We start from the raw sequence: 20188 nt of genomic DNA on the forward strand, positions 1-20188 counted from the left end.
TGCACACGCGCGTGATCGGCACAGGATCCCCCCGAACCGGGCCGGGCAAGGGCACAGGCCGGGGCGCCGGGCAGGCCGCCTGCGGGCGAGGCGGCCGGTTCGGGTCGCCGGAGTTGTCGTACCCGGCCGTTACGCTCGCCCGTATGGCTCTCAACACGTCCGCGGAAGCTCCCCTGCCCGTCGGCGAGGTGTCGCGGCTCATCGGGGGGTGGATCGACCGGCTCGGGGCGGTCTGGGTGGAGGGACAGATCACTCAGCTGTCGCGTCGGCCGGGCGCCGGGGTCGTCTTCCTGACCCTGCGCGATCCGTCGTACGACATCTCGGTGAGCGTCACCTGCTTCCGGCAGGTGTTCGACGCGGTCGCGGACGTGGTGTCCGAGGGCGCCCGGGTCGTGGTGCTCGCCAAGCCGGAGTGGTACGCGCCCCGGGGGCAGCTGTCGCTACGGGCGTCGGAGATAAAGCCGGTCGGCATCGGTGAACTGCTCGCGCGGCTGGAGCAGTTGAAGCGCTCGCTGGGAGCCGAGGGGCTGTTCGCGCCGGACCGCAAGCGGGCGCTCCCGTTCCTGCCGCACCGGGTGGGCCTGGTGTGCGGGCGGGCGTCGGCGGCCGAGCGGGACGTCCTGGAGAACGCGCGCCGGCGCTGGCCGCACGTCCGTTTCGAGGTGCGCAACGTCGCGGTGCAGGGCGTGCACGCGGTGACCCAGGTCGTCCAGGCGGTGAAGGAGCTGGACGCGCTGGACGACGTGGACGTGATCATCGTGGCGCGCGGCGGCGGCAGCGTGGAGGACCTGCTGCCCTTCTCCGACGAGCAGCTGGTGCGCGCGGTGGCCGCGTGCACGACGCCTGTCGTGTCGGCCATCGGGCACGAGCCGGACTCGCCGCTGCTGGACCTCGTGGCCGACCTGCGGGCGTCCACGCCGACGGACGCCGCGAAGAAGGTCGTCCCGGACGTGGGCGAGGAGCTCCAGCGGGTGCGCCAGCTGCGGGAGCGCGCGCTACGGACGGTCCAGGGGCTGCTGGACCGCGAGGAGCGCGGCCTGGCGCACTGTCTGGCCCGGCCCTGCATGGAGCATCCACAGCGCATGGTCGACGAGCGCGAGGACGAGGTGGACGCGTTGCTGGCGCGCAGCCGGCGGGTGCTCGGCCACCTTCTGGACCGCGCGGACTCGGAGCTCGCGCACACCCGCGCGCGCGTGGTCTCGCTCTCCCCGGCGGCGACGATGGAGCGGGGCTACGCGGTGCTGCAGCGCGCCGACGGCGCGGTGGTGCGCTCGCCGGAGGACGTGAGCGCGGGCGAGGGGCTGCGGGCGCGGGTCGCCCGGGGCGAGTTCGCGGTGCGGGTCGAGGAGTGAGGGCTCCGGCCGCCTCGGGAAGTGCGTACGTTTCTCACACATAGGGTGGATGGCATGGCTGCCAAGACGGAAGAGGCCGCGCTCGGTTACGAGCAGGCGCGGGACGAGCTCATCGAGGTCGTGCGCCGCCTGGAAGCGGGCGGTACGACGCTCGAGGAGTCGCTCGCCCTGTGGGAGCGCGGCGAGGAGCTGGCGAAGGTGTGCCGCCACTGGCTGGAGGGCGCCCGGGCGCGCCTGGACGCGGCTCTGGCGGAGTCCGAGCCGGGCGGGGACGACGGCGAGAGCTAGTCACGGGCGGGGAGCCGGCGCAGCGGTCGGCGGGGCGGGACGGGCAGCCGACCCAGCGGGGGCGGACCGACGTCTGTGACTCGGCTCACGACACCCAGGATTTTGTTGAAACTTGAACGTCATGCCTTGTACGGTGAATTCATTGGTTGACCCATGATCCGTTTCGGAAGGTATGCCCGTTATGCCGCTCGTTCTCGACCCCGCCGCCCAGGACCTCCTCTTCCGCGAGGCCCGCACCGCCAACACGTTCACCGACGAGCCGGTGACCGACGAGCAGGTCCAGGCGATCTACGACCTGGTCAAGTACGGACCGACCGCCTTCAACCAGACCCCGCTGCGCGTCGTGCTGGTCCGCTCCGCCGAGGCCCGTGAGCGTCTGGTCACGCACATGGCCGAGGGCAACCAGGCCAAGACCGCGGCCGCCCCGCTGGTCGCGATCCTGGCCGCCGACAACGAGTTCCACGAGGAGCTCCCGAGCCTGCTGCCGCACTTCCCGCAGGCCAAGGACCTCTTCTTCAGCGAGCGCCCGGCCCGCGAGTCGGCCGCCTCCCTCAACGCCGCGCTCCAGGCCGCGTACTTCATCGTCGGCGTCCGCGCCGCCGGTCTGGCCGCCGGCCCGATGACCGGCTACGACGCCGCGGGCATCCAGAAGGAGTTCCTGGACGACGACCACACCCCGCTGATGGTCGTCAACATCGGCAAGCCGGGTGAGGACGCCTGGTTCCCGCGCTCCCCGCGCCTGTCCTACGAGGACGTCGTCACCACCGTCTGAGCCGCCGCCGCACGGCACGCGAAAAGGCCGCCGCACCCGACCGGGTGCGGCGGCCTTCGCCGTACGCATCGCAGCGACGGCTACGGCTACGGCTACGGCTACGGCTTCGCGGACGCGGCCGCCGGGGCCGAGGACTGCGCGGCCTCCTTGGGCTCGCCCGGCCGGGGGCTGAGCGCGGCGGCCATCTCCGCCAGCCGCGCCGGCGGGGCCGTCCCCGTGACGACCGTCGTCGCGCCGCCGGCCGTCAGCACCAGGGCGTCGTACTTGGGCCCCTCCCACAGCTGCCAGGTCTCCCCCGCCACCTGCCGCGTCCTGTCGGTCCTGGCCGCCTGACGGGTGACCTCACGCACGTACTTGTCGGCGGCCTTCGCCGTGGACTGCTCCACCGCCACGTACTGGTTGTCCGGGTCGAGGAAGCCGAGGTGCCAGGAGTAGGCGTCCGCGCGGTCGAAGGTGACCGACGTCGCCCGCCACTCCTTGCCCAGCCCCTCCGGCACGGCCACAGGGTAGGGTGCTGCCCGCTGCGCCGTCACCAGCTCGACGCGGTAGTCGACCGTCCTGATCGGGTCCGCGTTCTCGTCGTGCGGAACGAGCATGTAGATGCCCGCCACGACGACGCCGATCACCGCCATGGACTGGAACATGCCCCGGATCGTCTGCTTGCCTCGCATACCTGCCACGCCCCCCATGGTCGCATCATGGTGTTGTGCTCATACGTGGGCCCCTCTGCTCAATTTGTCGATGTACCGATAGAGTCGCAGCACCCTCCCTATTCCCGGCCGTCGCCGTACAGAAAGGTGCGCTCCGATGACCGAGCATCATCTGCCGTCCGAGCTCGAGGTCTCCCCCGAGGCCCCCGACCGCAACCTCGCCCTCGAGCTGGTGCGGGTCACCGAGGCCGCCGCCATGGCCGCCGGCCGCTGGGTAGGCCGCGGCGACAAGATCGGTGCCGACGGCGCGGCGGTCAACGCCATGCGAACCCTCGTCTCCACCGTCTCGATGAACGGCGTCGTCGTCATCGGCGAGGGCGAGAAGGACGAAGCGCCCATGCTCTACAACGGTGAGCGGATCGGCGACGGCACCGGCGCCGAGGTCGACATCGCCGTCGACCCGATCGACGGCACCACGCTCAACGCCAAGGGCATGCCGAACGCCATCGCCGTCCTGGCCGCCGCCGATCGCGGCACCATGTTCGACCCGTCCGCGGTCTTCTACATGGACAAGCTGGTGACCGGCCCCGAGGCTGCCGACTTCGTCGACATCAACGCCCCCGTCTCGGTCAACATCCGCCGGGTCGCCAAGGCCAAGAGCATGTCCCCCGAGGACGTCACCGTCGTGATCCTGGACCGCCCCCGCCACGAGGGCATCGTCAAGGAGATCCGCGAGACCGGCGCCCGGATCAAGTTCATCTCGGACGGCGACGTCGCCGGTTCGATCATGGCCGTCCGCGAGGGTACGGGCGTGGACATGCTGCTCGGCATCGGCGGTACGCCCGAGGGCATCATCTCGGCCTGCGCCATCAAGTGCCTCGGAGGAGTCATCCAGGGCAAGCTGTGGCCCAAGGACGACGCGGAGCGCCAGAAGGCGATCGACGCCGGGCACGACCTGGACCGGGTGCTGTCCACGAACGACCTGGTCAGCGGCGAAAACGTGTTCTTCGTCGCCACCGGCATCACGGACGGCGAGCTGCTGCGCGGCGTCCGCTACCGCTCGGAGACCGCGACCACGTCGTCGCTGGTGATGCGCTCGAAGTCAGGCACGATCCGCCAGATCGACTCCACGCACCGGCTCTCGAAGCTGCGCGCGTACAGCAAGATCGACTTCGACCGCGCGAAGTAGCGGCCGCCGACGTGTGACGAACGGGAAGGGGCGCCCCTCATGCGGGGGCGCCCCTTCCCGTATGTCGCGTGCGGCCGCTGTCGTGCGCTCAGGCCGCCGAGGGGGACTTCTTCAGCTCCACCTCGCGCCTGCGGCGCCGGGCCAGCACCACGCGGCGCTCGGCCGCCGTGAGGCCGCCCCACACCCCGTACGGCTCGGGCTGGAGAAGGGCGTGCTCGCGGCACTCGACCATCACGGGGCAGCGGGCGCAGACCCGCTTGGCAGCCTCTTCGCGCGACAGGCGCGCGGCCGTCGGTTCCTTCGAGGGGGCGAAGAAGAGCCCGGCCTCGTCGCGGCGGCACACCGCCTCCGCGTGCCAGGGACCGGCTTGATCCTCCCGAGCAGGGATGCGCTGAGGCGGAACGGCGGCTACCTGCAAGGACTGATGCGGCAGTTGCAGCACGGTCTACTCCTGACGACGGATTCGCGAGCGAGAGACGATGCAGCAGTCCCTACCCGCTGTGCGCACTCCTAAGCACTGAGTGGCACTGAGTTCCGACGTACGGAATTGCGTATCGGCGCGCGTGGCGGAAATGCTCCGGTGCGCGCGGCCGTCAGCCCAGGTGTTTGCGCAGACGGTCGTGGAGGTCGGAGATTCGGCGGCCCCGCTTGGGCTTGGCCTCGACATTGCCGAAAACCGCGTAGCCGTTGACCACGACCACCGGCGCCTCGGGGTCGGCGGCCTCCAGCGTGACGACGTCGAAGTTCCCGAAGAAGCCGGTGCCGCTTCCGCGCAGCGTGATGTTCTCGGGAACGCGGACCTCCACGTTGCCGAAAATCGACGTCGCGTTGATCACGGTGAGGCGCTGCCCGAACAGGGCCTCGGTGAGGTCGATCTCGACGCTGCCGCAGAGGGAGAACGCGTTGGTCCGGCGACTGACGCGCCAGCGCCCCTTGCGGGTGGAGCTGGAGAAGACGGCGACCAGGTTCTCGGCGGGGCCGGTGGGCTCGTCGGTCTCCGGGGCGTACGGAGCGGCGCCGGTGCGCCGGCCTGTCGCGGGCAAGTCCGCGACGAGCGGCTCCAGTTCGCCGAGGGTCTTGGCGCGGTAGACGGCGTCGATGCGCTCGGAGTGCTCCTCGGCGTCCAGCCGGCCTTCGGCCAGGGCGTCCCTGAGGATGTCCGCGATCCGGTCACGGTCGGCGTCCGAGGCGCGGAGAGCATGGTCGGCGCGGCGGGTCTCCACGGGCACGGCCGGCTTCTGGGGCTGCTTCTCGAGGTCCACGTCATCAGCCTAGCGAAACGCGATAGATCGCGACCAGGGGCGGCAGGGACGGAACCGGCCGAATCGGCCGATTCCCCGCCTGGGTCCTGCACGCCGGCGCCACAACCCTGGCGCGCCCGGCCATTGACCCGAGGAACCCGCCACCGGCAGAAACCACCAACGCCCCCGGCCTGGTCAGCCACCACCCCGCCACATCCGGGAAGTGAGCCTTACCTCACACAATCGGGGCAGCGGGGGCGTTCTACGCTGGAGGGCGCTGCCGATGGAGGCCAGCCGCGTCTGTGAAGTGAGGAATGGGCGAAATGCCGGAGTTCGCGTATACGGATCTGCTCCCCCTGGGAGAGGACACCACCCCGTACCGGCTGGTGACCTCCGAGGGTGTCTCCACCTTCGAGGCCGACGGGCGCACGTTCCTCAAGGTCGAGCCCGAGGCGCTGCGCAAGCTCGCGGCCGAGGCCGTCCACGACATCCAGCACTACCTGCGCCCCGCCCACCTCGCGCAGCTGCGGCGCATCATCGACGACCCCGAGGCGTCGTCGAACGACAAGTTCGTCGCCCTGGACCTGCTGAAGAACGCGAACATCGCGGCCGCCGGCGTGCTCCCCATGTGCCAGGACACCGGCACCGCGATCGTCATGGGCAAGCGCGGCCAGAACGTGCTGACTGAGGGCGGGGACGAGGAAGCCCTCTCGCGCGGCATCTACGACGCGTACACCGAGCTCAACCTGCGCTACTCGCAGATGGCTCCGCTCACCATGTGGGAGGAGAAGAACACCGGCTCCAACCTGCCCGCGCAGATCGAGCTGTACGCGACCGACGGCGGCGCGTACAAGTTCCTCTTCATGGCCAAGGGCGGCGGCAGCGCCAACAAGTCCTTCCTCTACCAGGAGACGAAGGCCGTGCTCAACGAGGTGAGCATGATGAAGTTCCTGGAGGAGAAGATCCGTTCGCTCGGTACGGCCGCCTGCCCGCCGTACCACCTGGCGATCGTCGTCGGCGGCACGAGCGCGGAGTTCGCGCTCAAGACCGCCAAGTACGCCTCCGCGCACTACCTCGACGAGCTGCCGTCCGAGGGGTCGGAGCTCGGCCACGGCTTCCGCGACGAGGAGCTGGAGAAGAAGGTATTCGAGCTCACCCAGAAGATCGGCATCGGCGCGCAGTTCGGCGGCAAGTACTTCTGTCACGACGTGCGGGTGGTGCGTCTGCCGCGGCACGGCGCCTCGCTGCCCGTCGCGATCGCCGTCTCCTGCTCGGCCGACCGCCAGGCCGTCGCGAAGATCACGGCCGAGGGCGTCTTCCTGGAGCAGCTGGAGACCGACCCGGCGCGCTTCCTGCCGGACACGACCGACGAGCAGCTCGCCGAGGACGGCGACGTCGTGAAGATCGACCTCAACCGGCCGATGGACGAGATGCTCGCCGAGCTGACGAAGTATCCGGTCAAGACCCGGCTCTCGCTGACCGGCCCGCTGGTCGTCGCGCGCGACATCGCGCACGCGAAGATCAAGGAGCGGCTGGACGCGGGCGAGGAGATGCCGCAGTACCTGAAGGACCACCCGGTCTACTACGCCGGCCCGGCGAAGACCCCCGAGGGTTACGCCTCCGGTTCCTTCGGTCCGACGACGGCCGGCCGGATGGACTCCTACGTCGAGCAGTTCCAGGCGGCCGGCGGCTCGAAGATCATGCTGGCCAAGGGGAACCGGTCCAAGCAGGTCACCGACGCGTGCGGCACGCACGGCGGCTTCTACCTCGGCTCGATCGGCGGCCCGGCCGCGCGCCTCGCGCAGGACTGCATCAAGAAGGTCGACGTCGTCGAGTACGAGGAGCTCGGCATGGAGGCGGTGTGGAAGATCGAGGTGGAGGACTTCCCGGCGTTCATCGTGGTCGACGACAAGGGCAACGACTTCTTCCAGGATCCGGCGCCGGCACCGACGTTCACGTCGATTCCGGTGCGGGGGCCGGGGCTGGCGTAGCTTTTCCCCACCCCGCCCCTTCCCGTAACTGGAGGCAGGCCCCCAGACTCCCGTGACCCTGCGCCCTGCCGGACGCGGGGCTCGGGGCTCCGCCCCGGACGCCGTACCGCGCTTCGCGCGGTGTCCTCGAACTCCCCCTACGGCCTGGCGGCCGTGGGGGCCCGGACGCGCTGATTTCGCGCAGCGAAATCAGCCCGTCGGCGCTTGAGGCGCGGGGGTCCCGGGGCAGAGCCCCCAGTTGCCCGGCGCAGAGGCCCGGGAGGGAGCTCCCGGCTGCGCGCAGCGCAGCACACCGGGGCAGGGCCCCATTGCGCGCAGCGCAGGGAGCCCGGGCGAAACCCCAACCCCCGCAGCCCAGAGGCTCGGGCAGGGGCGGAGCCCCGGTTCCGTGAAACGCCGGGGCCCTGGGGCGGAGCCCCCAGTTGCCTGGCGCAGAGGCCCGGGACGGAGCCCCGGGGGCGGAGCCCCCACTTGCGCGCAGCGCAGGAGCCCGGGCGAAGCCCCAACTCCCGCAGCCCACAGGCCCGGGACGAAGCCCGGTTCCGCCAAGCGCAGGAACCTTGGGGCGGAGCCCCTGGCTGCGCGCAGCCAGGGGCCCGGGGCTACGCGAAGCGTTGGTCCGGGCCGTCGTTGCACGGGTGCAGCGCCGCCCTGGAACCCGACGGCAGCGTCACGCACAACGACTGCGCCGCCGACGGGCGGATCGTCCCCGAGGTGCGGACGAACTGCTGGTTCGCGCCCCCGTGGCAGTCCCACACGATCAGCTCCGTGCCCGGCCGGTACGCGCCGTCCGGGACGTCCACGCACCGGTCCTGGGTCAGTTCCGTGTGCAGGGAGCGGCGCGCCGGGTCGTACCACCAGCCCTGGTTACGGCCGCCGTGGCAGTCCCAGGCCAGCAGGGCCGTGCCGTTGCGGGTGACCGCCCCGGACACGTCCAGGCACGCCCCGGACGCCGCCTTCAGCGGGCGGTACGCGTCGTCCCACGCCAGTGGGAGCAGCACCGGCCTGCCCGTGGACGCCGCGTCCGCGCAGCTCGCCTCGCGCGCGTTCGAGGCGTAGAGCTGCGTCAGACACGACGCGAAGGCCGCGTGGCCGCGGACGTTCGGGTGGAAGGACTGGCGGACCGAGTTCGCGTCCGGCGGGAAGGGGTTGGAGACGTCCACGTACAGCCCCCGCGCCCACGGGTCCTGGTAGCAGACCTCGTGGCCGTGGAAGAGGCGGGAGTTGTCCAGGTACACCGCGCCCGTGCTGCGCGCGGCCGCGCGCATGCCGCGTTCGAAGGCGGGGACGGCACTGTTGCGGCCCCACACGGTGTCGGAGTCGTGGCCCGTCCCTCCGCAGGCCAGCTTGCCCGGGAAGTGCGGGTTGTCGCGGAAGTCGGGGCCGATCGGGCTCGGGTAGCCCATCACGACGAGCTTGTAGTCGCCGTCCGCGTACCCGGCCTCCCTCATGACGGTCCGCAGATCGCGCACGGTCTGTTCGACCTTGGGGACGAGGCCGTCGACGCGGGCCTGCCATCCGGGTGCGTACTTCGGCTCGCACGGGCCCTGGAGGGTCAAGTACCGCACGACGCAGTCGGTCATCACGGGGCCGAACTGGAGGTCGTCGTTGGCGCCCGCGACCAGCACCACCATCTTGATGCGGGTGTTGCGCGCCTTGACGGCCAGGTTGTCGCTCTGGACGAGTTCGTCGGCGTACTGCTTCGATCCGCCGATGCGGATGTTGCCGGTGGACGCGCCGGAACAGGAGACGTTGTACGTCAGGTCGGCCGCGATGCCCGTGCGGTGGATGGCGGCTTCGGGCGAGCGGTGGCACCAGTTGTCGGGGCCGTTGGTGCCGGGCTCGTAGGTGCCGACGCCCTCGCCGGAGATCTCGCTGTCGCCCAGCGAGATCAGGCCGGTCTTGCGCTGTGCGAGCGGGCGTTCCTCCGGGCTGCCGTAGAGTGCGGTCGCCTCGGCCGCGCGGACGGCTTCGAGTTCGGGCGGCAGCGGTACCGCGGTCGGCGACGAGACAGCCGGGGTGCCGGCCGCGGCGGGGGCGGTGAGCGTCGTCCCGCCCAGGACGGTGGCGAGTACCGCAGCGGCGGCCACGGTACGAGTCAGTGTGCGAACCCTTCGGCCTGTTCCCTTCATTGCGCCTCCCGGAGTTGTGGTTACTCGGGGTATTTACTGGCGGGTAGCGCAGTTGGGAATAGACGGAACAAGACAACTGCTCAACTTTTCGAGACGTTCGGGAGGAAGGACAGCGATGAGCGACGCCGACGCGGACGGGTTCCGGATCGAGCACGACTCGATGGGTGAGGTGCGGGTGCCCGCGCACGCCAAGTGGCGGGCCCAGACCCAGCGCGCCGTGGAGAACTTCCCGGTGTCCGGTCAGCGCCTGGAGCGCGCGCACATCGCGGCCCTGGCCCGTATCAAGGCGGCCGCGGCGCAGGTCAACGCCCAACTGGGCGTGCTGGACGAGGACATGGCGCGGGCCATCGCCGAGGCGGCCGCCGAGGTCGCCGACGGCCGGTGGGACGACCACTTCCCGGTCGACGTGTTCCAGACCGGCTCCGGCACGTCGTCCAACATGAACGCCAACGAGGTCCTCGCGACGCTCGCCACCGAGCGGCTGGGGCGCGATGTGCACCCCAACGACCATGTGAACGCCTCCCAGTCGTCGAACGACGTCTTCCCCTCCTCCATCCACATCGCGGCGACGGCGGCGGTCACGGGCGACCTGATCCCGGCCCTGGAGTATCTGGCGACCTCGCTGGAGCGCAAGGCGACGGAGTTCGCGACGGTCGTGAAGTCCGGCCGTACGCACCTGATGGACGCGACGCCGGTGACGCTCGGCCAGGAGTTCGGCGGCTACGCGGCCCAGGTCAGGTACGGCGTCGAACGCCTTAAGGCGTCCCTGCCGCGGCTGGCCGAACTGCCGCTGGGCGGCACGGCCGTGGGCACCGGCATCAACACGCCGCCCGGCTTCCCGGCCGCGGTCATCGCCGAGGTCGCGCGCACGACCGGGCTGCCGCTGACCGAGGCCCGCGACCACTTCGAGGCGCAGGGCGCGCGCGACGGCCTGGTGGAGACGTCCGGTCAGCTCCGCACGATCGCCGTGTCGCTCACCAAGATCTCCAACGACCTGCGCTGGATGGCGTCCGGGCCGCGCACGGGGCTCGCCGAGATCGCCCTGCCCGACCTCCAGCCCGGTTCGTCCATCATGCCGGGCAAGGTCAACCCGGTGATCCCGGAGGCGGTTCTGATGGTGGCCGCCCAGGTGACCGGCAACGACGCCACGGTCGCCGCCGCGGGCGCCGCGGGGAACTTCGAGCTCAACGTGATGCTGCCGGTCATGGCCAAGAACCTGCTGGAGTCGGTCAGGCTGCTCGCCAACGCCTCCCGGCTGCTCGCGGACCGCACGGTCGACGGCATCACGGCGAACGTCGAGCGGGCGCGCGAGTACGCGGAGTCCTCCCCCTCCGTCGTCACCCCGCTCAACAAGTACATCGGCTACGAGGAGGCCGCGAAGGTCGCCAAGAAGTCGCTCGCCGAACGCAAGACGATCCGGGAGGTCGTCCTGGAGTCCGGCTACGTGGAGCGCGGCGCCCTGACCGTCGAGCAGTTGGACGAGGCACTGGACGTGCTGCGTATGACGCACCCGTGACCTGTGTCGCAGCAACGGGGGTGCCTACCTCCTAAGATCTGCTCATGACAGGCACGGAACGCATCGCACGCTGGGCGCCCGGGGACCACATCCTCTGGCGCTACCGCGGCCATGCCCCGGATCTGGACGGCTGCGGCGTGCACATCTGCCGGCCGGTGACGGTCGTCCAGGACACCGAGGAACTGCTCGCGGTCTGGATGGCGCCGGGGACGGAGTGCGTGAAGCCGGTCCTGGTGGACGGCACCCCCGTTCACCAGGAGCCGCTCGCGACCCGCTACACGGCCCCGCGCACGCTCACCCGGGGCCGCTGGTTCGGCTCGGGGGTCCTGAAGCTCGCCCGCCCCGGCGACCCGTGGTCGGTCTGGCTATTCTGGGAGACGGGCTGGCGGTTCAGGAGCTGGTACGTCAATCTTGAGGAACCTCGCACGCGTTGGCCGGGCGGGGTCGACTCCGAGGACCACTTCCTCGACATCTCCGTGTACCCGGACCGCAGTTGGCTGTGGCGCGACGAGGACGAGTTCGCGCAGGCGCAGCGGGTCGGGCTGATGGACGCCAGGAAGGCGGCGCGGGTGCGCGCGGCGGGCCGGGCGGCCGTGGAGTCGATCCGGGCCTGGGAGGCTCCCTTCTCCGCGGGCTGGGAGCACTGGCGGCCCGATCCGTCCTGGCCGGTTCCGGAGCTGCCCGCCGACTGGGCCCGTACTCCGGCCCGGCGGCTGGCCTCCTGACCGGCCCCGGCGGAACGGCGGCGCGCCGAGGAAGACCGACGCGGAGCGAAGCTGGCCGAAACTTTGCGTTTCGCCGACCGCTCCGCCCCGATCTCTCCGTTCCTGTCACCTCGCCGGTGACATCCAGGTGTCCGATTCCGAACAGTGAACGCGCTCCGGCGTATACGACCTCGTGAGACTCTTGATGCGCCCCCTGGGGGCAACCGTAGGATCGTCGTCCGCGAGGCTGCGCCGTACGAGGGAGAGCTGAGCGCAGACCGAGGACCGCACGTCAGCACGAGTCACCACGAGTCAGTACGAGTCATACAGGGGGTAGAGCCGTGCCGGATGCCCGCCACCCTGTCGACGCCGCCTCCAGAGCGGGTATACCGCCCCACGAGGCGGTTGCATCGCACAACCGGCCCGGACGGACGGAATCCCACGCGTGACGGAGCATCCCACCTCCCACGAAGGCCGGCAGCCCCTGGTTGCCCGGTCCCAGGAACGCACCCGGCCGCGGGCGGAGGCGGCCGGGGCCTCAGCCGTGCCTTCCGGACCGCCGCCGAAGCCGCAGCCCCAGACGCACTCCGTACAGGCCCAGGTCGCCCACGCCCAGGACATCGCCGGCACCGCGCGCCGCGAGGGCGACCGGCTGCGCTTCGTGGGGGCCGCGACCCGGCGGATCGCGCGCGGGATCGACCTGGACGAGATCGTGCTCGGCCTGTGCCGGGCGACCGTGCCGACGTTCTCCGACGCGATCCTGGTCTACCTGCGCGACCCGCTGCCCGTGGGCGACGAGCGGCCCGTGTCGCCGTTCGTGCTCCGGCTGCGCCGCAGCGACCGGCTGCGTCTGAACGCCGATGACGTCGACCAGGGCACCGGCCTCTCCATACCCCTGCTGGACCCGGGGGCCGACCTCGCGCCCGCCGCCGACCTGTGCGAGGTGCGCTCGGGCGGCGCCCTGTCCGAGGTGCTGCGCGGGGTGCGGCCGGTCTTCGGCGACTCCGCGGCGGCCCGCGCGGCGCTGCCCGAACTCCTCGGCGACGGGCGCAGCGTGCCGAGCGGCCATCGGGCGATACTCGCCCCGCTCCGCGGCCGTCGCCGCGTGATCGGTGCCGCCGTCTTCCTGCGCCGACCCGACCGTCCGGCCTTCGAGCCGAACGACCTGCTGGTCGCGGCCCAACTCGCCACCCACACCGCGCTCGGCATCGACAAAGCCGTGCTCTACGGGCGCGAGGCGTACATCGCCGACGAGTTGCAGCGCACGATGCTGCCCGACTCGCTGCCCCAGCCGACCGGCGTGAAGCTCGCCTCGCGCTACCTGCCGGCCGCGGAGACGGCCCGCGTCGGCGGCGACTGGTACGACGCGATCCCGCTGCCCGGCAGCCGGGTCGCGCTGGTCGTGGGCGACGTCATGGGCCACTCGATGAAGTCCGCGGCGATCATGGGTCAGCTGCGCACCACCGCGCAGACGCTCGCCGGTCTCGACCTGCCGCCGCAGGAGGTGCTGCACCACCTCGACGAGCAGGCCCAGCGGCTCGGCGCCGACCGGATGGCGACGTGCCTGTACGCGGTCTACGACCCGGTCTCGCACCGCATCACCATCGCCAACGCCGGACACCCGCCGCCCATCCTGCTGCACCTGGGCGGGCGGGCCGAGGTGCTGCGGGTGCCGCCCGGCGCGCCGATCGGCGTCGGCGGCGTGGACTTCGAGGCGGTGGAGCTCGACGCCCCCGCCGGCGCGACGCTGCTGCTCTACACCGACGGCCTCGTCGAGTCGCGGCTGCGCGACGTCTGGACGGGCATCGAGCAGCTGCGCGAGCGCCTGGCCGACACCGCCCAGCTGACCGGCCCCGACCACTCGCCTCCGCTGGAGGCGCTGTGCGACGACGTGCTCGACATGCTGGGCCCCGGCGACCGGGACGACGACATCGCGCTGCTGGCGGCCCGTTTCGACGGGATCGCGCCCAGTGACGTCGCGTACTGGTTCCTGGAGCCGGAGGACGCGGCGCCGAGCCGCGCCCGCCGCCTGGCGCGGCGCGCGCTCACCCGCTGGGGCCTGGAGGAGCTGTCCGACTCGGTGGAGCTGCTGGTCAGCGAGGTGGTGACCAACGCCGTGCGGTACGCGGAGCGTCCCGTCACTCTGCGGCTGCTGCGCACGGACGTGCTGCGCTGCGAGGTCGGCGACGACTCCCCGCAGCTGCCGAGGCAGCGCAGGGCCCGGGACACCGACGAGGGCGGCCGGGGCCTGTTTCTGGTGAACCGGATGGCGAGGCGGTGGGGGGCGACCCGGCTGTCGACCGGCAAGGTCGTCTGGTTCGAGCTGCCCGCCCGGCCCTGACAGTTCGTATACGGCTGCGCCCCGGGATCCGGCCGGATCCCGGGGCGCAGCCGTATACGACCGTGGCCGTCAGTCGTTCGGCCTCAGCTGGTCGTTGCTTCCGTCGTCGGTGCCGTCACCGGGCTCGACCGGCGGCGTGAACGTCGTGCCGTCCGTCGGGTCCGGGTCCACCGTCTCGGACTGGGTCGGCGTCGGGTCCGGGTCCTCGGTCTCGCTCCGGGTCGGCGTCGGGTCCGGGTCCAACGTCTCGGACTGGGTCGGCGTCGGATCCGGGTCCTCGGTCTCGGTCTGCGTCGGCGTCGGGTCCGGATCCGGGACCGCGATCTCCGCCAGGTCCAGGTCGAACCGCGCGTCCGAGCCGCCGCCGAGTGCGCCCAGCGTGTAGTCGGCCCAGATCCTGGCCGGGAAGCCGCCGCCGCTCGCGCGGCCGGAGTTCGCGGTGCCGGTCAGTGACACCTGACCGCCGCCGTCCTTGGGCGACTCCCCGAACAGGGCCACCACGGTGACGAGTTCGGGCGTGTAGCCGGCGAACCACGCCGAGCGGTTGTTCTCCGAGGTGCCGGTCTTGCCGGCCGCCTGGTAGGCGCTGCTGGCGGCCGCCTGGCCGGAGCCGTTCCTGACCACACCGGTCAGGCCGGCGGTCACGGTGTCGGCCGTCTCGCGACTGACCACCCGTTCGCCGATCGGGTCGGGCAGGTCGACCTGGCGGTCCTTGTGCTCGGCCTTGGCGACGATCGTGGGCGTGACCTTCCGGCCGTGGTTGTCGAGGGTGGCGTACACCCCGGCCATGTCCCACGTGGAGGCGCCCATGGTGCCGAGCGAGATCGCCGGCCGCAGCGGGAAGTTCTTGTCCGGCACGCCCAGGTCGAGCGCCGTCTCCTTGACCTTGTCGAGGCCGACGTCCACGGCCATCTGCGCGAAGGCGGAGTTGATCGACCTGTTCAGCGAGGTCTGGACGGTGACCGGGCCGTGGCTGCGGCCGAGGTCGTTCTGCGGGGCGAACGGGGTGTCGCTGCCGACGACCGGTCGCCTGCTGGTGCCGTCGTAGACGGTGTTGAGGCCGATCGGGATGCCGTCCTGGGTCTTCGAGCCGTTCTCCAGCGCGGAGGCGAAGACGACCGGCTTGAAGGTGGAGGCGGGCTGGTAGTCGGAGCGGGTGGCGTTCGACAGCCAGTGCTGCGTGGCGTCCACACCGCCGTAGAGCGCGAGGACCTTGCCCGTCTCGGGGTCGACCGAGGTCGCACCGGCCTGCACGGTGGCGTCGACCTTGTTGCCCTTGCGGTCCAGCTCGTCCTCGAGCTGATCCTTGACGGCCTTCTCCAGCTGCTTCTGCTTCTTGGAGTCGACGTTCAGGGTGATCGTCCAGCCGCCGGCGTCGAGGTCCTCCTCGTCGAGCCCCTGGCGGGCCAGTTCCTTCTTGGCGGCGTCGACGAGGTAACCGGCCTGACCCGCCATGCCGGGTGCGGCCTTGGGCGCCTTGGGGACGGGGAACTTCAGACCCGCGCGCTCGCCCGCGTCCAGCCAACCCTCCTCGACCATGTTGTCGAGGACGTAGTTCCAGCGCTCGGTCACCAGCTTCTTGCCGGTGTCCGAGGCCATCGCCCAGTCGTACTGGTTGGGCGCCTGGAGGAGGGCCGCGAGGTAAGCGCCCTGAGCGACGGTCAGCTTGTCGGCGTCGACGCCGTAGTACGCCTGGGACGCGGCCTGGATGCCATAGGTCCCCCGGCCGTAGAAGCTGGTGTTGATGTAGCCGGCGAGGATCTCGGGCTTGCTCTTCTTCTGGTCCACCTTCAGGGAGATCACCAGCTCCTTGAGCTTGCGGGTGACCGTCTGGTCCTGGTTCAGGTAGTAGTTCTTCACGTACTGCTGCGTGATCGTGGAACCACCCTGCTTGCCCTGCCCCGTGAGGGTGTTCTTCAGGCCGCGGAGGGTGCCCTTGAGGTCGACGCCCGAGTCCTCGAAGAAGGTCTTGTTCTCGGCGGCGACGAAGGTGTACTGCACGTCCCTGGGAATCTCGTCCAGGCCGACGATCTCCCGGTTGACCTCGCCGGTACGGGCGAGGATCTTGCCGTCGCTGTACTTGTAGACGTTGCTCTGCATCTTGGCCTGGGCGTTCGCCTCGGGCACCGGGACCATCAGGTAGATCACGAAGAACGCGCCCATGGCCACCAGGCATATGCCGAAGAAGGTGCCCAGCAGCTTCCTCCAGGTGAAGAAGCGGCGTATGCCCGTGGGTCTCGCCCTCCCGGCCCGGCGCGCACCGCGCTGCCGAGCCTGTCGCTCTTCCGCTCGGCCCATCGCTTCGTCGCTCCGCTTCTTCGGTCGTCGGTCGCCGGTCCCCGCCCGTGCCCGCGCAAGGGCGCGGGGGCGGGAATCAGCTCAGAAAGGTAACACCGGACGGACGGACAAAGAGGAACCGATCCGCCCTTTTCCTGACGTGAGAATGAGCACCCCGTCCGAAGGAACCGACTCATGAGAGGCCTGCAGGGTTGCCTGCGTACGTTAAAGTGATATCACTTTGCTAGACCATGGAAACGGGGAGTGGATCATGTCCGGAATGAGTGGGGCGAGGCCGCAGGGGACGCCGGCGACGAGCGGGGGACCGTCCGGGGCGGCGGACCGTGCCGGGGTCGAGGTACCGCGGATACCGGCGCCGCGGGTGCGCGAGTTCCCCGCACACAGCATCGGCGGCGGCCTCGCGCTGCTGCTGGGGCTGCTCGGGCTCGCCGGGGGCGTGGCCCTGATCGTCGCCGGGGCGGCGTACACGTCGGGCGGGACGAAGGCGCTGCTGATCGTGGGAGGCGTCCTGGTCGGACTCGCCGCCTTCCTCGGGATGTGCGGGCTGAACATGGTCGCACCCGGCGAGGCGCGGGTGGTCCAGCTGTTCGGCCGCTACCGGGGCACCATCCGCACGGACGGCCTGCGCTGGGTCAACCCGCTGACGTCGCGGGAGAAGATCTCGACCCGGGTGCGCAACCACGAGACCGCGGTCCTGAAGGTCAACGACGCGTACGGCAACCCGATCGAGCTCGCGGCCGTCGTGGTGTGGAAGGTCGAGGACACCGCGCAGGCGATGTTCGAGGTGGACGACTTCCTGGAGTTCGTCTCGACGCAGACGGAGGCGGCCGTACGGCACATCGCGATCGAGTACCCGTACGACGCCCACGACGAGGAGGGCCTGTCGCTCCGCGGCAACGCCGAGGAGATCACCGAGAAGCTCGCGGTCGAACTGCACGCGCGGGTGGAGGCGGCGGGTGTCCACATCATCGAGTCCCGCTTCACCCACCTCGCGTACGCTCCGGAGATCGCCTCCGCGATGCTGCAGCGCCAGCAGGCGGGTGCGGTGGTGGCGGCGCGGCGTCAGATCGTGGACGGCGCGGTGGGCATGGTCGAGGCGGCCCTGTCCCGGCTCACCGAACAGGACATCGTGGAACTGGACTCGGAGCGCAAGGCAGCGATGGTGTCGAACCTGATGGTGGTGCTCTGCGGCGACCGCGCGGCGCAGCCGGTCCTCAACACGGGCACGCTCTACCAGTGACGCCGCCGCCTCCGCCCGAGCGCAAGCAGGTACTGCTGCGGCTCGACCCCGCGGTGTACGAGGCGCTGGCACGCTGGGCCGGCGACGAGTTGCGCAGCACGAACGCGCAGATCGAGTTCGTGCTGCGCCGCGCGCTGGCGGAGGCGGGCCGCCTCCCGGGCGGCCTCGGCCCGATGGCCCGCCGCGGCCGCCCCCGCAAGACAGCGGAGCCACCGGGCGAGGGGTAGGGCGGTGTGGAACGGGTCCTCCTACGCCCCGCGGGTATGGGAGGACCGCAGCGCCTAGTGGTGGGGGAACGCCCGTGCGGCGGCCCACCCGCCTCCGCTATACACCCCGTGTACTGTGCCGCCCATGTCCATCGGCCACACCCTCCTCGCCCTCCTCGAATCCGGTCCCCGCCACGGGTACGACCTCAAGCACGCCTTCGACGAGCGGTTCGGGCAGGACCGGCCGCTGCACTTCGGGCAGGTGTACTCCACGATGTCGCGGCTGCTGCGGAACGGGCTCGTCGAGGTCGATGCCATCGAGACGGGCGGCGGACCCGAGCGCAAGCGGTACGCCATCACCGACGCGGGGACCGCGGATGTGTCCGAGTGGCTCGCGCGGCCCGAGAAGCCCGAGCCGTATCTGCAGTCGACCCTCTACACGAAGGTCGTCCTCGCGCTCCTGACCGGCCGCGACGCCGCCGGGCTGCTCGACGCCCAGCGCGCCGAGCACCTGCGGCTGACGCGTGACGTCACCGAGCGTAAGCGGCACGCCGACATCGCCGGCCAACTGATCTGCGACCACGCGCTGTTCCACATCGAGGCCGATCTGCGCTGGATCGAACTGACCGGCACCCGGCTCGACCAGCTCGCCACGACGGTCAACAGCGGTCACACGTTTACAGTTTGAGACACTGTCCGTTCAAGATCTATGCTGACGCCGGTTCCCCTGACCAGGGGATCGGCAAGAACCTCAGCAGGGGGACAAGTGAAGAAAACAGCCAAGGCTCTCGGTGTGGCGGGGGCGAGCTGCGCCCTCGTTCTCGGCATGCACGGCCAGGCGCTGGCCGCGGACCACACGATGCACACCGGCGACCCGTTCGGCAGCGTCTCGGGCTGGAGCGGCGAGGGCTACTTCAACGAGTACGGCGACGTCGTCACCATCTGTGACAAGGAGTCCGACGGCTACGCCGTCGTCATGCACGTCAGCCTCGACGACGCCTACGGGGCGGAGAAGTACAACTTCTACGTGGGCGGCGACGGCAGGTGCGCCACCCGCAAGGCGTCCATGGGCGGCGCCTACGACCTCCCGGAGAACCGCAACATCGGGTTCCTGTTCTGCCGGCACAAGAACGGGGTCTCGTCGGGCAACTGCAAGGCGTACAAGTTCTACAACGACAACTAGTCGTCCGAACGCCGGAGCCCCGCTGTCCTGGACAGCGGGGCTCCGGCGTTCCGGCGGCGGGCGGGACCCGGGATCAGGTCACGACGCGCACCGGCAGCTCGGCCAGCGCCCCTCTGAGCGCCTCGGCCAGTTCCTCGAACTCCTCGCTCCGCGCCGTGCCCGACCGCATCGCCAGGGCGATCCGGCGCGACGGGGCCGGGTCCGCGAAGTGGCCCGCCCGCAGGCCGCCGCGGGACGTCTCGACGTCGACGGCGGTGTGCGGGAGCAGCGTCACCCCGAGGCCCCCCGCCACGAGCTGCACCAGGGTCGACAGCCCGGCCGCCGTCGTGGTGACCGCGGCGCCCTCCGTGCGGCCTGCCTCGCGGCAGATGTCGAGCGCCTGGTCGCGCAGGCAGTGGCCCTCGTCCAAAAGCAGCAGATGGAGCTCGCGCAACGCCTCCCGGGGGATGTCCGACCGGTCGGCCAGCTCGTGGTCACGGGGGGTGACGAGCACGAAGTCCTCGTCGAACAGGGGGAGTTCGGTGACGCCCGGGACCCCCAGCGGCACCGCGAGCAGCAGCAGGTCCAGACGCCCCGCCGCCAGGCCGTCCAGCAGCGACGACGTCTGCTCCTCGTGGACCTGCAGGTCGAGTTCCGGGTAGCGCTGGTGCACCAGGCGCAGGACCGCCGGCAGCAGATAGGGCGCGACCGTGGGGATCACCCCGAGCCGGAGCACACCCGTGAACGGGGCGCGTACCGCCTCGGCCTCCTCCATCAGCTCGCCGACCGCGTCGAGCACGGCCTTGGCGCGCACCGCGACGCGCTCGCCGGCCGGGGAGAGCAGTACCTTGCGCGTCGTGCGCTCCAGGAGCTGGACACCGAGTGCCTCCTCCAGGGCCGAGACGGCCCCGGAGAGCGCGGGCTGACTCATCCCGATCGCTGCCGCGGCGTCCCGGAAGTGCAGATGCTCCGCCACGGCAGCGAAGGCGCGCAGTTGCGCGATGCTCGGCTGTTTGACCCTGTTCGCCGTGCCCACTGATAAGCACCTCCGATCGTTATGACCGAGTCTAGCTATTTCCGCGATCAATGCACTCTGTGCCACCATC

Annotated in this window: 18 protein-coding genes; 12 read left to right on the forward strand and 6 right to left on the reverse strand. The window is 71.0% G+C overall.

Annotated elements, in window-relative coordinates:
• Nucleotides 1-143: 143 nt before the first annotated feature.
• The 3 genes from xseA (at nt 144) to QFZ82_RS15105 (ending at nt 2412) form a co-directional block, all read left to right on the forward strand.
• Nucleotides 144-1352, forward strand: coding sequence for an exodeoxyribonuclease VII large subunit (xseA, locus tag QFZ82_RS15095; protein ID WP_307713678.1), 1209 nt, complete (start codon nt 144-146; stop codon nt 1350-1352).
• A gap of 54 nt (nt 1353-1406) precedes the next feature.
• Complete coding sequence (locus QFZ82_RS15100) at nt 1407-1640, forward strand: exodeoxyribonuclease VII small subunit (protein WP_177150772.1); 234 nt, start codon at nt 1407-1409, stop codon at nt 1638-1640.
• A 181-nt stretch (nt 1641-1821) separates the two neighbouring features.
• Nucleotides 1822-2412, forward strand: coding sequence for a malonic semialdehyde reductase (locus QFZ82_RS15105; protein ID WP_307713679.1), 591 nt, complete (start codon nt 1822-1824; stop codon nt 2410-2412).
• A gap of 98 nt (nt 2413-2510) precedes the next feature.
• Here the strand turns inward: QFZ82_RS15105 and QFZ82_RS15110 are convergent, their stop codons facing one another.
• Nucleotides 2511-3083: a DUF4245 domain-containing protein gene (locus QFZ82_RS15110; protein WP_307717722.1), complete on the reverse strand. Its 573-nt coding sequence runs from the start codon at nt 3081-3083 to the stop codon at nt 2511-2513.
• 136 nt (nt 3084-3219) lie between these two features.
• On the opposite strand from QFZ82_RS15110, the gene glpX reads away from it, so the two are divergent.
• The gene (glpX, locus tag QFZ82_RS15115; RefSeq protein ID WP_307713680.1) at nt 3220-4251 is read left to right on the forward strand and encodes a class II fructose-bisphosphatase; all 1032 of its coding nucleotides are present in this window, start codon (nt 3220-3222) and stop codon (nt 4249-4251) included.
• Between the two features lie 88 nt (nt 4252-4339).
• Here the strand turns inward: glpX and QFZ82_RS15120 are convergent, their stop codons facing one another.
• Together QFZ82_RS15120 and QFZ82_RS15125 are read right to left on the reverse strand one after the other, a co-directional pair.
• Nucleotides 4340-4693, reverse strand: coding sequence for a WhiB family transcriptional regulator (locus tag QFZ82_RS15120; RefSeq protein WP_177150775.1), 354 nt, complete (start codon nt 4691-4693; stop codon nt 4340-4342).
• Between the two features lie 151 nt (nt 4694-4844).
• Entirely contained in the window at nt 4845-5513 is a 669-nt protein-coding gene (locus QFZ82_RS15125) for a DUF1707 domain-containing protein (protein ID WP_307713681.1), read from the reverse strand.
• A gap of 302 nt (nt 5514-5815) precedes the next feature.
• Here QFZ82_RS15125 and QFZ82_RS15130 point away from each other — a divergent pair, with 302 nt between their 5' ends.
• On the forward strand, nt 5816-7483 hold the full coding sequence (locus QFZ82_RS15130; RefSeq protein WP_307713682.1) for a fumarate hydratase: 1668 nt from the start codon (nt 5816-5818) through the stop codon (nt 7481-7483).
• A gap of 602 nt (nt 7484-8085) precedes the next feature.
• On the opposite strand, the gene QFZ82_RS15135 is transcribed toward QFZ82_RS15130, so the two are convergent.
• A complete protein-coding gene (locus tag QFZ82_RS15135) occupies nt 8086-9615 on the reverse strand; it encodes a ricin-type beta-trefoil lectin domain protein (protein ID WP_307713683.1) in 1530 nt (509 codons plus the stop codon).
• Between the two features lie 115 nt (nt 9616-9730).
• On the opposite strand from QFZ82_RS15135, the gene QFZ82_RS15140 reads away from it, so the two are divergent.
• From QFZ82_RS15140 to QFZ82_RS15150, 3 genes are all read left to right on the forward strand, one after another.
• A complete protein-coding gene (locus tag QFZ82_RS15140; RefSeq protein WP_307713684.1) occupies nt 9731-11131 on the forward strand; it encodes an aspartate ammonia-lyase in 1401 nt (466 codons plus the stop codon).
• Between the two features lie 44 nt (nt 11132-11175).
• A complete protein-coding gene (locus QFZ82_RS15145) occupies nt 11176-11856 on the forward strand; it encodes a DUF402 domain-containing protein (protein ID WP_307713685.1) in 681 nt (226 codons plus the stop codon).
• A gap of 424 nt (nt 11857-12280) precedes the next feature.
• Complete coding sequence (locus QFZ82_RS15150; protein WP_307713686.1) at nt 12281-14176, forward strand: SpoIIE family protein phosphatase; 1896 nt, start codon at nt 12281-12283, stop codon at nt 14174-14176.
• A 69-nt stretch (nt 14177-14245) separates the two neighbouring features.
• Here the strand turns inward: QFZ82_RS15150 and QFZ82_RS15155 are convergent, their stop codons facing one another.
• A complete protein-coding gene (locus QFZ82_RS15155) occupies nt 14246-16474 on the reverse strand; it encodes a transglycosylase domain-containing protein (RefSeq protein WP_307713687.1) in 2229 nt (742 codons plus the stop codon).
• 259 nt (nt 16475-16733) lie between these two features.
• Between QFZ82_RS15155 and QFZ82_RS15160 the strand changes: the two genes are divergently transcribed.
• The 4 genes from QFZ82_RS15160 to QFZ82_RS15175 all read left to right on the forward strand — a co-directional run bounded on the left by QFZ82_RS15160 (nt 16734) and on the right by QFZ82_RS15175 (nt 19103).
• Nucleotides 16734-17714, forward strand: a complete 981-nt coding sequence (locus QFZ82_RS15160) for an SPFH domain-containing protein (protein WP_307717723.1) — start codon at nt 16734-16736, stop codon at nt 17712-17714.
• Nucleotides 17711-17941, forward strand: coding sequence for a hypothetical protein (locus QFZ82_RS15165; protein WP_177150783.1), 231 nt, complete (start codon nt 17711-17713; stop codon nt 17939-17941). Before QFZ82_RS15160 ends, QFZ82_RS15165 begins: the two co-directional genes overlap by 4 nt.
• Nucleotides 17942-18065: 124 nt before the next feature.
• The gene (locus QFZ82_RS15170) at nt 18066-18608 is read left to right on the forward strand and encodes a PadR family transcriptional regulator (RefSeq protein ID WP_307713688.1); all 543 of its coding nucleotides are present in this window, start codon (nt 18066-18068) and stop codon (nt 18606-18608) included.
• A 78-nt stretch (nt 18609-18686) separates the two neighbouring features.
• The gene (locus QFZ82_RS15175; RefSeq protein ID WP_307713689.1) at nt 18687-19103 is read left to right on the forward strand and encodes a hypothetical protein; all 417 of its coding nucleotides are present in this window, start codon (nt 18687-18689) and stop codon (nt 19101-19103) included.
• A gap of 73 nt (nt 19104-19176) precedes the next feature.
• Here the strand turns inward: QFZ82_RS15175 and QFZ82_RS15180 are convergent, their stop codons facing one another.
• Nucleotides 19177-20118: a LysR substrate-binding domain-containing protein gene (locus QFZ82_RS15180; protein WP_307713690.1), complete on the reverse strand. Its 942-nt coding sequence runs from the start codon at nt 20116-20118 to the stop codon at nt 19177-19179.
• Nucleotides 20119-20188: the final 70 nt, after the last annotated feature.

The organism is Streptomyces sp. V4I23, from assembly GCF_030817975.1.
GTDB lineage: Bacteria > Actinomycetota > Actinomycetes > Streptomycetales > Streptomycetaceae > Streptomyces.

Bases quoted from the DNA above. Each gene is read 5' to 3' on its own strand.
- QFZ82_RS15130 (WP_307713682.1), top strand. From the start codon at position 5,816: ATGCCGGAGTTCGCGTATACGGATCTGCTCCCCCTGGGAGAGGACACC.
- QFZ82_RS15140 (WP_307713684.1), top strand. From the start codon at position 9,731: ATGAGCGACGCCGACGCGGACGGGTTCCGGATCGAGCACGACTCGATG.
- QFZ82_RS15105 (WP_307713679.1), top strand. From the start codon at position 1,822: ATGCCGCTCGTTCTCGACCCCGCCGCCCAGGACCTCCTCTTCCGCGAG.
- QFZ82_RS15100 (WP_177150772.1), top strand. From the start codon at position 1,407: ATGGCTGCCAAGACGGAAGAGGCCGCGCTCGGTTACGAGCAGGCGCGG.
- QFZ82_RS15170 (WP_307713688.1), top strand. From the start codon at position 18,066: ATGTCCATCGGCCACACCCTCCTCGCCCTCCTCGAATCCGGTCCCCGC.
- xseA (WP_307713678.1), top strand. From the start codon at position 144: ATGGCTCTCAACACGTCCGCGGAAGCTCCCCTGCCCGTCGGCGAGGTG.
- glpX (WP_307713680.1), top strand. From the start codon at position 3,220: ATGACCGAGCATCATCTGCCGTCCGAGCTCGAGGTCTCCCCCGAGGCC.
- QFZ82_RS15145 (WP_307713685.1), top strand. From the start codon at position 11,176: ATGACAGGCACGGAACGCATCGCACGCTGGGCGCCCGGGGACCACATC.
- QFZ82_RS15135 (WP_307713683.1), bottom strand. From the start codon at position 9,615: ATGAAGGGAACAGGCCGAAGGGTTCGCACACTGACTCGTACCGTGGCC.
- QFZ82_RS15160 (WP_307717723.1), top strand. From the start codon at position 16,734: ATGAGTGGGGCGAGGCCGCAGGGGACGCCGGCGACGAGCGGGGGACCG.
- QFZ82_RS15155 (WP_307713687.1), bottom strand. From the start codon at position 16,474: ATGGGCCGAGCGGAAGAGCGACAGGCTCGGCAGCGCGGTGCGCGCCGG.
- QFZ82_RS15110 (WP_307717722.1), bottom strand. From the start codon at position 3,083: ATGCGAGGCAAGCAGACGATCCGGGGCATGTTCCAGTCCATGGCGGTG.